This window comes from Microlunatus phosphovorus NM-1, from assembly GCF_000270245.1.
In the GTDB taxonomy this organism is placed as follows: domain Bacteria; phylum Actinomycetota; class Actinomycetes; order Propionibacteriales; family Propionibacteriaceae; genus Microlunatus; species Microlunatus phosphovorus.
The window spans coordinates 2,456,280-2,470,279 of sequence record NC_015635.1; the positions used below are offsets into that span (position 1 = coordinate 2,456,280).

Below are 14,000 nucleotides of genomic sequence, written 5' to 3' on the forward strand. Positions count from 1 at the left end.
TCAACCCCTACTCGACGACCAGGTCTTCGATCGACAGCACGAGCTCCTCGACGGCCACGTCAGTGCCGGTCTTGGCGTTGAGGCTCGGCGCGGTGTAGCGGATCGGTCGGGCGCTGATCAGCTTCCAGGTCATCACCGTCGAGGTGTGAGCCTCGTCCTGCAGTTGGATCACGACGTCTCGTACCTGGCTGTGGTCGCCCGTGCGGATCTGGTGCACCCACTCGTACAGGTCGAGGGAGCCCAGGACGCCCCGCTTGAGGGTGACGTCGCCGACCTTGTAGAGGCCGTTGATCTTGACCGGGTGGTTGGCCTTGGAGTTGCCCGCGCGGTACTCCATGGTCGTCGTCTCGATGTTCATCCCGCTGACTTCGGCGAAGCCACCGCGGACGGTGTCGGCATCCCCGGTCCGGAAGTCGACCAGGTAGTTGAAGTTGCCGTAGGGGTTCTCGCGTTCCTTGGCCATCGGGGGTCTCCTCTCTCAGTGGTTCTCGGTCAGCTCTGCGTGGTGGCGGTGAACTGGCTGATCCGGAAGATGACGAACTCGGCCGGCTTGGCGGCGGCGATCCCGATCTGGCAGATCAGGCGTCCGTTGTCGAGGTCGTCGGGGGTCATGGTCGACTCGTCGCAGCGCACGAAGTACCCCTGTTCCGGGCTACGTCCGAGCAGCGCGCCGTTCTTCCACTCGGTGAACAGGAAGCCCTCGACGGTCTGCCGGACGGCGTCCCACAGTGCCGGGCCATTGATCTCGAACACCACCCACTGGGTGCCCTGGTCGATCGACCGCTCGACATAGTTGAAGTACCGGCGGATCGAGAGGTACTTCCACTCCGGGTCGTCGGAGATCGTCCGCGCGCCCCAGACCAGGAAGCCGGAACCGGGGAAGTAGCGCAGGCAGTTCACGCCCTCGGGGTTCAGCAGATCCTGCTGCGCTTTGTTGACCCGCAACTCGAGGTCGAGTGCCGAGCGGATCACCTCGTTGGCAGGCGCTTTTATCACGCCCCGGGTGTTGTCCGACCGCGCCCACACCCCGGCCATATAGGCCGACGGCGGGACGGTGATCCGGGTGCCCTCGATCGGATGCGAAACCACCAGCCACGGGAAGTACAGCGCCGCATGCGTCGAACTGCGCAGGTTGCGGTAGTCCAGCACCGTGGTCGGCAGGCTGTTCGGCGGCGCGTCCAGCGCCGCGACCCGGTAGAGCAGCCGTTCGCAGTGGGATACGACCGCGCCGGCGATGGCCTGCGCGATAGGGGTGCCGAGCGCCGGGTCGGTGTTCCAGCCGGTGGACGATCCGGGAGCGGAGACGATGGAGATGTCCTCGATCGCCTCGATCGCGAGCAGTCCGTTGAACGGCAGTGCGGTGAGGTCGTCCTGGTAGTCGGCGAAGGTCGGCATCCCCTCGTACTCGGTGACGTCCGGGGCGTTGCCGTCCGTGCCGTCGGCCAGCGTGACGACGCGCTGACGATTGGCCGGCGGGGTGGCGGGGTTGGAGGCGGTCTCGAGCGTGGCACCGAAGAGCAGCTGGGCGAGCGCGGCGGCAGCGGCGTCCTGGGGATCGCCCGCGGCGAGCAGGTCGGCCGCTCCCTCGATCGCGAGGGGGACGGTGAGCGCCTGCCGGCGGGTGGGCGGGTTGGCGGTGAGGACGGTGGTGAGCCCGGTGCCGATCGGTCGCGGATCGAAGCCGAACTCACCCACGGTCACCGTCGGCCCGAACACCGGCAGCCCGCGGGCGTCGGTGGTGGGGCGCTGCACTTCGACCAGCACGCTGATCGGGTACACCGCGACGACGTCGTCGAGGTCGATCCTCGATTCGCCGGAGAGGAACCAGCTGCCGTCCGCGGGGTTGCGCCGGACGACGTTGACGCTTCCCGCCGGGTGCGACCCGCCGGTCACGGCCCAGACCGTGTCGAACTCGCGTACGCGGGTCAGCGCGGGGCCGCTGTTGGGCTGAACCAAGCAGTCGTTGCCGGACCGTAGCGTGAGGATCACCCGCAGGTTGCCGGCGGTGCCGGGGAAGCGAGCTCGCAGGGTCAGCCCGGCGGGTGGCGGCGAGGCATCCGGATCCTCGCCGGGCGAGACGAGGCGGGTCCGGCCGTGGTCGTCCTCCGGGGCCCCGGTGTCGCGGTGGGCGAAGGCCCGCACCACATAGAGGCTGGCGCCGCCTTCGTCGAAGAAGCCCTTCACACCGAGGGCAACGTGGTTGCGGAACTGGCCGTTGTCGCCGAAGCGCAGGTCCGCCGGGTCGCCGTAGATGCCGACGAAGTCGGCGTAGGACGTGAGCAGCTCCGGCCGCCCGCTGGTCGGGCCGAATCGGGTCGGGCCGACGAACGCGGCAACGCTGGTGCTCACGCCTTGGATCGTGCGGGAGCCCGGCAGCTCCTCGACGTAGACGCCGGGTGAAAGGTACTGCGGCATGACGTGATCTCCGCTCGGTGGTGCCCGCGGTCGGGCGGTGGACGGTTCAGGTCGGCTCGGCCGACAGGGAGAGGGCCAGGGCCTCACCGAAGGTGAGTGTGGCGGTGGTCGTGGATTGCGGGCCGCCAGAGGTGTCGATGGCGGCTCGGGGCTGGGCGAGCACCGACGCCAGGTCGGGCACGTCGAGATGTTGCGGATCGGGGAAGCTCAGGGTGGCGGGTGCGGACGCGACCTCGATCACGACCGGCCAGGTCATCGCGCCCAGGCCGGGGCCCGCCGGCGGCGAACCGAACAGTGGGGGCAGTGCCTCCGGGTAGGGGGCGTTCAGCAGGAACACCCCGGCCGCGTCGCAGCGCGCGATGTACGGCGTCCCGGCCAGAGTGACGGTGAGCACGGCCCACGGCAGCGGGTCGGTGGTGCTCGTCCGGAGCACCTGGCCGCGGACGACGGCCCATCCGCCCCGGGGGAGGTGGGTGGGAGCCGTGTGGAGTTCCACGACCAACGGGGTGGCCAGCGGCAGTGTGGCGGTGGTGAGGACGGGCAGGTAGCGGCGCCGCGGGTCGACCACGAGCACCCGGTGGTTCCGGGTGGTGCTGGATCGCCAGACAAGTGGCCCGGTGTCGGCCGCGCGGGCGTACTGCTCGAGTGGGTGGTCCGGCAGTACGCCGAATCCCAGCAGCTGCGAGGTGACGGAGCGCCGGGCCGGTCGGCGGACACCCGGTTCGGTCTCCGGCCACGCCCAAGCGGCCAGGTCGTTGACCGCTGCCCCGAGCACCTGGCCGCCGGGGGCAGCTGGCGTGGGGCGGATCGCGTCTCGGCAGTCGAGGCTGAGGACGGCCCGGTAGCCGACGCGCTCGAGATGGGTGACGGTCATTGCAGGCCCTCCGCCATGTCGAACTCGCGTACCAGCACCGGCCGGCCGCTCGGCGCGACGTCGGACTCGATCCGCACCACCTTTGCCAAGTACGGCACCGACAACTGGAGGTTTCCGGGCAGCGCCTGCCAGAGTTGGAAGATCTCGTCGTTGCTCAGTTGGCCGGCGACCACCTCGACGGTCTCGTCGGCGCCGAAGACCCCCTGTGTGCCGGCATTCAGGAAGCCCGAGGAGAGCACTGGGTGGTCGGCGAGAGTGCGCATCGCGAAGCCCAGCAGCGTGTGCTCGCTCGCGGCGCTCGGCGCCCAGGCGGTGAGCAGCAGCGCGACGTCGACCGGCAGCGGCCGGCGTCTGCCCGGTCCGCTGGCCGGCAGTGTGCGCTGGGTCGCGTCGATCGTCACCTGGTACACGAAGACGGAGATGCCGGTGGCCATCGGGCTGTCGAACTCGGCTCCGTTGTACACGGCGAACTGCGGCCGCAGGCCGTCGGGCGTCTGCACCCACGACTGCTCCAGCAGCCGTTTCACTGCCTCGGCCACAGCAGCGATCGCCTGATAGCTGGCCACTCAGTTCTCCCCCCTTCTCGCCCCACTCCGGTCTGCGCTCAATGGCTCCTGAGGGTGCTTGCGCAGCAGTCTCACTGCTGCCTGTCACGGGGGCGTCACCTGGATGTCACGGGCGGCGTGGAGGCAGCGCGCGGTGATGAGAAGGCAGCGCGGGTGACGCGGAAGCAACGAGTTCGCTGCTAAGGGATGCCCCGCAGAACCTCAGACGTGCAGTACGGCGGCACCGCCGAATCGGCCGTGCTTGAGATCGATCAGAGCCCGATTGGCGTCGGCCATCGGGTACGGGACGGTGGTCGCCCGGACACCGAGGCGAGCCGCCAACGCCAGGAAGGTCTCGCCGTCGTCGCGGGTGTTCGCGGTGACGCTGACCAGCTGCCGCTCCTGGAAGAGGGTCTCGTCGTAGTTCAGCGTCGGGATGTCGGAGGACCAGATCCCGGCCATGGCGAGCGTGCCGCCACGATCGAGAGCCCGCAACGCGACCGGGACCAGCTCGCCGGCCGGCGCGAACAGGATGGCGCCGTCGAGAGGCTCCGGCGGCGGGTCGCTCGGCCCGCCCACGGAGTCGACCCCGAGCTCGCGGGCCAATGCCTGGTTGGGCTCGCCGCGGGTCAGCACATGCACCCGCAGCCCTTGGGCCAGAGCGATCTGCGCCGTCAGATGGGCACTGCCGCCGAAACCGTAGATGCCGAGCCGACCACCGTCGGGGACAGCCGCCCGTTGCAGCGCTCGATAACCGATGATGCCGGCACACAACAGGGGAGCGGCCGTCTCGTCAGCCAGCCCGTCGGGCAGCCGGTAGGCGAAAGACTCGTCGACCAGACAGGCGGCGGCGTACCCGCCGTCGACGTCCCAGCCGGTGAAGGTCGGGTGCAGGCACAGGTTCTCGCGACCCTGGCGGCAGAAACGGCAGCTGCCGTCGGTCTTGCCGAGCCAGGCCACGCCGACCCGATCCCCGATCATGAACCGCCGAGCATCGGCGCCGACCGCGTCGACCACTCCGACGACCTCATGTCCAGGTGTCACTCGCGGACGCTTCGGCGGCAGATCCCCTTCGGCCAGGTGCAGATCCGTCCGACAGACGCCGCAGCAGCTGATCTTGACCCGGACCTGCCCAGGCCCCGGCACCGGATCGTCGCGCTGGAGACGCAACAGCGGATGATTATCGATCGGTCCAGGTTGGTCGACCACCCAGGCGTCCATGAACGCCATTCTGCTCGTGCGGTGCCAGGCTGTGGCAACGGGGCCAGCTGCCGATCACGGCTCCAGGATGTGACGACCGGTCAGCCGCAGGATCACCTCTGCCTCGGTCTGCGCGGCCGCTGCTTCATGGGTGTCGCCCAGTCGCCGGCACACTCCCGCCAGCCGTTGCAGGGTGTTCGCCAGCGTGACCTGCCAGCCCAGATCCCGGCACAGGTCGGCGCCGGCTTGATAGGCCCGGCGAGCTTCGGGATCTCGTCGCAACCGTTCGAGCGCGTACCCGATGCTGTCCTGGGTCAGCGCTTGACCCGGCCGATCGTCGCGTCCGATGAAGATGTCGAGCCCTCGGCGGCAGCTTTCCAGACCCTTTGCCGGGAGTTCCAGATGTGCCAGGTGCCAGCCGATCGCGTTGTAGGCATGCGCCTGACCCAGGACGTCGCCGCGTTGCCGATGCAGCGCCAGACCGCACTCGTCGTGGTGCAGGGCGAGGTCGAACCGGTCCTGGTGGGCGTTCAGTCTCGCCAGAGCACGATGGGCCCGTGCGCGCAGACCAAGCTCAGCAAGGTCATCAGCCAGAGCGAGCGCGTCGGTCAGGTCGGCACAGGCACTATCGAAGTCACGCTGTCCGATGGCTCCTCGCCCCCGTCCGATCAGAGCCACGGCACGATGATGGGCATCGTCGAGTCTCGATGCGGCCAGGACTGCGCGATCGTTCACCGCCACGAGCTCGGGCCAGCGCCCGGCCGATCCCAGCGGGCGTTCCAGGGCATCAGCCAACTCACACAGAGCGGTATCGCGACCGGTCTCGGCCGCGTACGCCAGCGCGGCCAACAGATCATCGGTGTCCGATCCGCCGTGGTGGGATTCGGTGATCAAGAACGACAACAGTCGATCGACAGCGGCGTCGAACCCGTACGCGATGTGTGAGCGAACAGCCAGCCGCACCAGCTCGTGGATCCGGAACTGGCGTGGTCCGTCGGGCTCGAGCAGGTGGATGGTGAGCAGCTCCCGGATGATCTCCTCAGCCTGGCGATCGCTGACATGCGCCAAGGCGGCCACCACGGAAGTACGGATGCGGATCCGCGGCCCGGCGGCCAACCAGGTCATGACGGAGGTGGCCGAGGCGGACAGCGCCGCGACCGAGCCTGCGATCACGGCATCCAGGTCGGTCTCGCCTTCACCGCCGTTCAACGCCGCGAGCCGGCGCGTCTCGTCATCGAGGTCCTCGGCCAGAGTGGACAGCGGTAGCCAAGGCAGTGCGGCGGCCCGACCGGCGACGATGGCCAGCGCCAGCGGCAACCCACCGCAGTGGCTGACCAGCCGGTTGACCGCATCCGGTTCAGCCTCGATCCGTGCCGCCCCGAGTCGACGAGTCAGCAGTGCTCGGGCTGCGTCATCGTCCAACATGCCGATCGATATCACCTGCGCCCCGGGCCTTGCTACCAGCCCGGGGAGCGCGGAGCGGCTGGTCACGATCGCAGCGCTGCCTCCGCCGGGTGGCAGCAGCCGGCGGATCTGGTCGGCGGTGCTTGCATCATCGGCCACCAGAAGGACACGACGGTCCGCGAGGATCGTTCGATAAGCGCCGACCATCTCCGCCTGATCGGTCGGCACTGCCGCGGGCTCCAGCCCGAGTGCGGTGAGCAGACTGCGGAGCGCCCCCTCGGAGGACATGGGCCGGTGCCCAGCATCGAATCCATGCAGATCCACGAACAGCTGGCCGTCGGGAAAGCGGTCGGCGTGTTCGCGAGCCCAGCGCACCGCGAGCGCGGTCTTGCCGGCCCCGCCCGGACCGCAGACCACGATGACCGACGGCTCGTCCGTCTCCGGGAGCAGCAGCTGGTCGAGGGTCTGCCACTCGGTCTTCCGGTCGACGAATCCGCGGGTCGCCGGCGGCAGTTGCCGGGGGACCCTCGGCGTAGAACCCGAGACCAGGACACCGGTCACCCGGCCCGCCACCGAGCCGACCGTCTCGACCCCCTGCAGCACCCGCAGCTGGATGTCCCGCAGCGCCGGTCCTGGGTCGATGCCCAGCTCCTCGGCAAGCTGCCGCCGCACCCCCTCGTACACCTGCAGCGCCTCGGCGGTACGTCCCACGCCGGCCAGACCGAGCACAGCCTGACCAGCGAGACGCTCGTCGTACGGTTCGTCACCGAGCCGGCCGAGAGCGTCGGCGACCACCAGGCCCGGATCGCCGACTGCCAGCGCCAGATCATTGCGTTCCAAGGCCAGTGCATGCCGCTCTCGCTCCAGCAGCCGGCGCTGCTCGGCCAACCAGGAGGAGGCGACACCGGCCAGCAGCGGACCGTCGGCATGCCGGAGCGCATCGCCGAAGGCAGTCAGCGCTGCAGCGTGCCGGCCATCGCGGAGGGCTGCCCGGGCGCGCTGGCCGAGCCCGCGGAAGACGGCCAGGTCCAGCTGGCCGTCTTCGACCACTGCGAGATAGCCGCCGTCTCGGCGCTCCAGCCGAACCGCCGGCGACCGCTCGACGATCTTGCGCAGCCGGCACAGGTACGACCGGAGCGCTTGATCCGATGCCGGCGGCGGCTCGTCACCCCACACCCGGTCGATCAGCTCGCTCGTGGGCACCGGTCGCCCCACGCTCAGCAGCAGCACCGTGAGCACGGAACGCTGCCGGGCCGGCCCCAGCGGCAGCGCACCCGTCGGCCCGACGACCGAGACCGGTCCGAGCAGTCGTACCGGCAGCGTGGTCATGATCGCCGCCTGTGCAGCAAAGACGTGTGTGACACCGGCGTAGCCGCGTGCAACAAAGACGCAACGGGGAGACAACAGCCGCCGCGCATCCTGATGACACACCGATCCGGAAGTTCCGGACACTCGAGGGAAGGGGTACCACCATGGCCAATCAGTACCGTTTGCAGCTCACGAAGCTGAAGTGCAATCGCAAGCAGGACACCGTCGGGCGCGACGATCCCAAGATCGTCGTCGACGGGAGGACGGTCTACGGGCCGGGCGACATCGGCAAAGGGGAGACGGTCAATCTCAATCGAACCGCGCTGTTCACCTCGTCGGCGCAGGTGCAGCTCATCGAGGTCGACGCCGGCAACGACGACGACATGGGGACCATCACCGTCCGCGGGGCCGCCCAGGTCGGCCAGGGCGACCAGGTCGGCGAGTTCCATCGGACGCACGCGGACTACGAGTTGACCTACAGCGTCGTCGCCGCGTGAGCGACCCTGGTGACAGGCAGGGGAGGTCGGCGTGCCATCGTCCACGATCGGCCTCCCTCGTTCACTGCTGCGTACGAGGACTCTGGGGGCGTCCGTGATACCGCTTCGCCGGTCTGAGGCGTGAGCCAGCCCGGACGGATGACACGTGAAGGCAAGATAGTTCAACAAAACAATGCACTGATGGCGTCTTGTGGCCTAACGCGACTTGATTGATGAACAATCATGGAGATATGGTCTCCTGGTGATCGAGAGTGAGTCGGCTGCCGGTGCTTCCGCCCGGGTCGCCGCCGCTCTGCGTGAGCGCATCGTCGCCGGCACGTTGGTTCCAGGGACACCATTGCGTGAGGCGTCGCTGGCTCGCGAGTTCGACGTCTCCCGGAACACGCTCCGCGAGGCGCTTCGCCAGTTGGCGACCGAGGGCCTGGTCGATCTGCGCCGCAACCGGGGCGCGATGGTCCGGGTGCTGACGATCGAGGACGTACGCGATCTCTTCCAGGTCCGCCGGACACTCGAGCTGCGCGCTGTCGACGACGGCGCCGTGGGCAGCCCAGGCGCCTTGGCGCCGATCGGGACGATCGTGGCCGAGATCGAGCAGGCAGCCGCCGCGCAAGACTGGCTCGAAGCCGCTACGGCGAGTCTGCGGTTCCATCAGGCGCTGGTGACGACGCTCGGCAGCGCCAGGATCGATGACTTCTTCGCCACCGTCATTGCCTCGAGCCGGCTCGCCTTTGCGGCAGTCGCCGAGCAAGCAAGCTTCCAGCGCGGCTTCGCGGCCTGGGACCGAACGATCTACGACCTGTTGTTCGCCGGGAGCCGAGCCGCAGCCGCCGCGTCGTTGCGGAGTTACCTCGACGACTCCGAGCACGCACTCATCGAGGCTTTGCAGCGATACGGTGCCGCCGAGCCCGCTGCTTGACCACCAGCATCAAACCCCAGCATCAAATCAAGGAGGACAGAGGTACCCATGGGGAACTATCCCGCCGCCTATCAGGGCGACCAACTGAGCGTCGACCGAGGCTTCTACGATCGGGTCGCAGAAGCGCCAGGTCGCGAGCTCGTCGAGGAGTTCATCCTGCCGATCCGCTCCGGACGCGCTTGGGAGGTGCCGGCCGGTCACGTCTGCCGGATCTCGACGCCGGAGGGCCCGCAGGTCGGTGACCTCAATGTGTGGAACCGGCACGACCCGCGGGAGCGGATGTGGGCTTCACGTACTCGGCAGCTGCAGGCAGCGCACATCTCAACCTATGACCGGGTCTGGTCGACGCTGCCGTTCCTGCGTCCGCTGTTCACCGTCACCGGCGACTCGCTCGCCGACTATGGCACCGACTCCGATGGGGGCCGGGTGCACGATCTGCTCGGCACCCGCTGCGACCCGTACGTGAACCAGATGCTGACCGACGAGGCGTTCGACTTCCACTGTCACTCGAACCTCACGCGGGCGGTGCTGCCGTACGGGCTGACCGAGTTCGATGTGCACGACGTGTTGAACGTGTTCCAGTGCACCGGGCTGAACGACGAGGACCGCTACTTCATGAAGGCCTGCCCAGCCAAGGAAGGCGACTACTTCGAGTTCTTTGCCGAGATCGACCTGCTTTGCGCGCTGTCCACCTGCCCGGGCGGGGATCTGTCGGTGCACATGTGGGGGCCGGATGCGCGTGATCCGTTGGAGGTCTGCCGGCCGCTGGGGGTTGAGGTGTACCGGCTGGACGAGAGCGCGTTGGAAGGATGGAGCTCGCCGCAACGGGCGGCGTACTCACAACTACACGGCATGAAGCTGCCGCGATGGGAGGACCAGTGAGCATGAGCGAACCGTCGGTGTGGATGCAGGATCTGACCTGGCCCGAGGTAGAAGCCCACCTCGAGCGTGACCAGGTTGCCATCGTCCCGATCGGCAGCACCGAGCAGCACGGCCCTGCCGGCGTGCTGGGTGTGGACGCGTACGTCGCGATCACGCTGGCCGAGGACGCGGCCAAGCAGACGGGAGCGCTCGTCGCGCCGCCGGTTTGGTATGGCGACTCCTCGCACCACGGGGCGTTCCCCGGGACGTTGACCATTCGGCCGGGGACCCTGTCCATGCTGGTCACCGACATCTGCAGCAGCCTGGCCCGGCACGGCTTCGACAAGATCATTGTGATCAACGGCCACAAGGGCTCGAATCTGCCGGCGCTGACCACCGCCGTCCGTGAGCTGCACGATCGGGAGCTTCCGGGGGTGCTGTTCGCGGTCGCCGACCCGCTGCATCTGGCCCGTTCGGCGGCGCCGACGATCAAGGAGACCCGGGAGCATCACGCCGGCGAGTTGGAGCTGTCCCAGGTGCACTACCGCGTACCTGGTTCGGTTCGGATGGATCAGCTGACCGATGCCGGTGTCGACTTCCAGCAGGTATTCGGCGGCTTCGTCGGCGACGACCTGTTCGGTCCGGCGCCGGACGGTGCCGACATCATCTTCTCCGGTGAGGAGGAGCGGCGGTTCACTCCGACCGGCAGCTTCTCGTCCTCGCTCGGTGTCACCGAGGCGAAGGGCAAGGCCTACCACGATCACACCGTTGGCCGGCTGGTGGAGCTGGTCGAGTGGATGCGGACCTATCAGGGGCCGATCGGCAAGCGGGCCGAGTGAGCGCCGGTCTGAACGTCGGCGAGGATCTGAACCGGCTTGATCCGGAGCATCGTCGGTGGTGCATCGAGGCTGTGAGGCGGGTACGCGCGGAGGGCAACCGGTCGGCCGACACGCACCTGCTCACCGTGCCGCTGCCGCCGGGGTGGGGGATCGATCTCTACCTGAAGGATGAGTCGACCCACCCGTCCGGCTCGTTGAAGCATCGACTGGCCCGGTCGCTGTTCCTGTATGCGCTGTGCAGCGGCTGGCTGGCGCCGGGCCGACCGGTGATCGAGGCGTCCAGCGGTTCGACCGCGGTCTCGGAGGCGTACTTCGCCCGGCTGATCGGTGTGCCGTTCATCGCGGTGATGGCTTCGAGCACCAGCGCGGACAAGGTGCGGCTGATCGAGTTGCACGGCGGTGAATGCCACTTCGTCGAGCGGGCCAGCGAGGTCTATGACGTGGCGCGCGAGTTGGCCGGGACGACCGGTGGCCACTACATGGACCAGTTCACCTTCGCCGAGCGGGTCACCGACTGGCGCGGCAACAACAACATCGCCGAGTCGATCTACGAGCAGCTGAGCCAGGAGCGCTATCCGGAGCCGGACTGGATCGTGCTGACCGCCGGCACCGGCGGCACGTCGGCGACCATCGCCCGGTACGCGCGCTACTCCGGACGCGCCACCGGCATTTGTGTCGCCGATCCGGAGAACTCGGCCTTCATGCCCGGTTGGGTGGCCGGAGACCGCTCGGTGACCACCGGGGTGCCCTCCCGGATCGAGGGCATCGGACGGCAACGGGTCGAGCCCAGCTTCCTGGCCTCCGGTGTGGACCGGATGATGCAGGTTCCCGACGCGGCCGCGATCGCGGCGATCTGGCACCTGGAGTCACTGATCGGCCGGCGAGCCGGTGGCTCCACCGGCACCGGTCTGTGGGCGGCTCTGCGGATCGTCGCCGAGATGCACAGCCAGGGCCGCAACGGCAGCGTGGTGGCCCTGCTCTGCGACCCCGGCGACCGCTATCTCAACCGGTACTACTCGTCCGATTGGCTGGCGGCTCACGGGCTCGACATCGCCTCGTACCTCGACCGGCTGCGTGCCTTCACCGAGACCGGAAAGCTGTAGCTCCAGTCGGCGCGGCGCCGGGGATTCCTGTCCCCGAGAAATGAGTTGCGGACGCCTGGCGGAGCGACTCAACTGGGCGGGTGCAGCCGCCCCCACCAGAGGTCCGAGCCGCCGCCGGGACGGTGCGGGGCGGCTGGGATGCCGGTGTCGCCGTATTTCGCGGCATTCCCTTCGCGGAGCCGCCCGTCGGGGCGATGCGCTTCGCCGCACCGCGGCCGGTTCGAGCTTGGAATGGGACGCGAGACGCTCTGGCATACGGTCCACCGCCGCCCCAGGGCGGCTACTTCGGCATGGCCTCGCGATCGTCGGCCGAGGGGGACGACTGGCTGACGATCAACGTCTGGACGCCCAGCCCGCAGCGGATCGCCGGGCTGCCGGTGCTGGTGTGGATCCAGGGTGGCGGCTATCTGGTCGGCATGTCGAGTCTGCCGGAGTACGACGGGGCCGGGCTCGCGCGGGACGGCGACGTCGTCGTCGTGACCTTCAACTATCGCGTGGGCGCCGAAGGCTTCGCTCATCTCGACGGTGCCCCGGACAACCGCGGCCTGCTCGACCAGGTCGCGGCCCTGGAATGGGTCCGCGACAACATCACCGCCTTCGGTGGCAATCCCGAGTGTGTCACGGTTTTCGGGCAGTCGGCCGGCGCAGGGTGCGTTGCTGCCTTGCTGGGGATGGACCGTGCGGCGAGGTTGTTTCATCGCGCGATTGCCCAGAGCGTGCCGGGCACGTTCTTCACCTCTGAACTCGCGGCGGAGATCTCGGCGGCCTGCGCCGCCGAGTTGGGGCGACAGCCGACCGTGGCCGAGCTCTCCACCACCGACCCGAATCACCTGGCCGCCGCTGCCGATGTGGTTAGCGCCCGGATGCAGGGGTGGACCCATCGCTGGGGCCAGCCGGCGTACCGGTCGATCCTGTTCTCCCCGGTCGTGGACGGCGAGGTGCTTTGCGCTACCCCCTGGCAGGCGTTGGCTGCCGGGGCGGCCCGCGGGATTGCGCTGGTCGTCGGGCACACTCGCGATGAACAGCGCCTGTTCACCGTGATCGACGGACTGCTCGGTGAGGTCGATGAGGAGCTAGCCCAGCAGGCATTGGAGGCGTACGCGCCCGGCCCGGGCGGCGTACGGAGCTACCGCGAGGCATTTCCCGAGGCTGGACCCGAGGAGCTGTATGAGCTGATCGGCTCCGACTGGCTGTTTCGGATGCCATCCCTGCACCTCGCCGAGGCGCAGGTGGCGGCCGGCGGGCGGGCACATGTTTACGAGCTTGCCTGGCCGGCGCCCGGCATGGGTGGTGTGTTCGGTGCCTGCCATGGTCTCGACGTGCCGTTGGTCTTCGGGACCCTGGATCGGGGTCAGCCGGCCATGTTGATCGGGAACCCGCCGTCTGTCGAGGCGGAGCTGATGTCGACGCAGCTGCGTGACGCCTGGATCTCCTTCGCTCACGGTGGGGACCCGGGCTGGCCCGAGTACGACACTCGCCGGCGCCTCGCCAAGGTCTTCGACGTCGTATCGGCCGTCAAGGCCTATCCCGAGGAGCGCTCCCGCCAGCTCTGGCAGCACCACAGCTTCGGCGCACTCGGCCTCGTCGACTCAGCCGCGCAGAGCTGACCGGATCCGCTCGGCGTACGCTTCCAGCTCGCCGTCGGCGTACTTGGTCCGCGGCCAGAAGAACCCTCGCAGGCCGTCGCCCTTCGTCCGTGGCACCACGTGGACGTGCACATGCGGCACCGACTGACTGACCACGTTGTTCATGGCCACGAAGGTGCCCTGGCAGCCCAATGCCGAACCCAGCGAAGCGGCGACCCGCTGGGCGGCCGTCAGCAGCGGCGTCATCAGCTCCGGCGGCAGGTCGAGCAAGGTGTCGACGTGCTGGATGGGGGAGAGCAGTACGTGCCCCTTGAACACCGGTCGATGATCCAGGAAACCGATCACCTCTTCTGTTCGCAGCACGACCGCTGCATCCAGCTCCCTGCGTACGATCCTGCACACCACGTCGTCTCGGTTGTCGCTGATGTTGTCCGCCACAGCGCCACGCTAGC

Annotated in this window: 13 protein-coding genes; 6 read left to right on the plus strand and 7 right to left on the minus strand. The window is 68.7% G+C overall.

Annotated elements, in window-relative coordinates:
- Positions 1 to 7: 7 nt before the first annotated feature.
- From MLP_RS11055 to MLP_RS11080, 6 genes are all read right to left on the minus strand, one after another.
- Positions 8 to 463 carry a phage tail protein gene (locus MLP_RS11055; RefSeq protein ID WP_013863173.1) on the minus strand — a complete coding sequence of 152 codons (456 nt, stop codon included), beginning with the start codon at positions 461 to 463 and terminating at the stop codon, positions 8 to 10.
- Between the two features lie 29 nt (positions 464 to 492).
- On the minus strand, positions 493 to 2,415 hold the full coding sequence (locus MLP_RS11060) for a phage tail sheath subtilisin-like domain-containing protein (protein WP_013863174.1): 1,923 nt from the start codon (positions 2,413 to 2,415) through the stop codon (positions 493 to 495).
- 46 nt (positions 2,416 to 2,461) lie between these two features.
- Positions 2,462 to 3,289, minus strand: coding sequence for a hypothetical protein (locus MLP_RS11065; protein ID WP_013863175.1), 828 nt, complete (start codon positions 3,287 to 3,289; stop codon positions 2,462 to 2,464).
- Entirely contained in the window at positions 3,286 to 3,855 is a 570-nt protein-coding gene (locus MLP_RS11070) for a DUF4255 domain-containing protein (RefSeq protein WP_013863176.1), read from the minus strand. The genes MLP_RS11065 and MLP_RS11070 overlap by 4 nt, the downstream gene beginning before the upstream one ends.
- Before the next feature lie 201 nt (positions 3,856 to 4,056).
- Positions 4,057 to 5,055: a zinc-dependent alcohol dehydrogenase family protein gene (locus MLP_RS11075; protein WP_156821116.1), complete on the minus strand. Its 999-nt coding sequence runs from the start codon at positions 5,053 to 5,055 to the stop codon at positions 4,057 to 4,059.
- 54 nt (positions 5,056 to 5,109) lie between these two features.
- Positions 5,110 to 7,767, minus strand: coding sequence for an AfsR/SARP family transcriptional regulator (locus tag MLP_RS11080; protein ID WP_013863178.1), 2,658 nt, complete (start codon positions 7,765 to 7,767; stop codon positions 5,110 to 5,112).
- Between the two features lie 143 nt (positions 7,768 to 7,910).
- Between MLP_RS11080 and MLP_RS11085 the strand changes: the two genes are divergently transcribed.
- From MLP_RS11085 to MLP_RS11110, 6 genes are all read left to right on the plus strand, one after another.
- A complete protein-coding gene (locus MLP_RS11085) occupies positions 7,911 to 8,243 on the plus strand; it encodes a hypothetical protein (protein WP_013863180.1) in 333 nt (110 codons plus the stop codon).
- A gap of 241 nt (positions 8,244 to 8,484) precedes the next feature.
- Positions 8,485 to 9,159: a GntR family transcriptional regulator gene (locus MLP_RS11090; protein WP_013863181.1), complete on the plus strand. Its 675-nt coding sequence runs from the start codon at positions 8,485 to 8,487 to the stop codon at positions 9,157 to 9,159.
- Between the two features lie 48 nt (positions 9,160 to 9,207).
- A complete protein-coding gene (locus tag MLP_RS11095; protein ID WP_013863182.1) occupies positions 9,208 to 10,041 on the plus strand; it encodes an urea carboxylase-associated family protein in 834 nt (277 codons plus the stop codon).
- 2 nt (positions 10,042 to 10,043) lie between these two features.
- Positions 10,044 to 10,859, plus strand: a complete 816-nt coding sequence (locus tag MLP_RS11100) for a creatininase family protein (protein ID WP_013863183.1) — start codon at positions 10,044 to 10,046, stop codon at positions 10,857 to 10,859.
- Positions 10,856 to 11,962, plus strand: a complete 1,107-nt coding sequence (locus MLP_RS11105) for a PLP-dependent cysteine synthase family protein (RefSeq protein WP_013863184.1) — start codon at positions 10,856 to 10,858, stop codon at positions 11,960 to 11,962. The genes MLP_RS11100 and MLP_RS11105 overlap by 4 nt, the downstream gene beginning before the upstream one ends.
- 80 nt (positions 11,963 to 12,042) lie before the next feature.
- Positions 12,043 to 13,569: a carboxylesterase/lipase family protein gene (locus MLP_RS11110; protein WP_013863185.1), complete on the plus strand. Its 1,527-nt coding sequence runs from the start codon at positions 12,043 to 12,045 to the stop codon at positions 13,567 to 13,569.
- Here MLP_RS11110 and MLP_RS11115 read toward each other — a convergent pair.
- Positions 13,552 to 13,986 carry an HIT family protein gene (locus MLP_RS11115; protein WP_013863186.1) on the minus strand — a complete coding sequence of 145 codons (435 nt, stop codon included), beginning with the start codon at positions 13,984 to 13,986 and terminating at the stop codon, positions 13,552 to 13,554. The genes MLP_RS11110 and MLP_RS11115 overlap by 18 nt on opposite strands.
- Between the last annotated feature and the right edge of the window lie 14 nt (positions 13,987 to 14,000).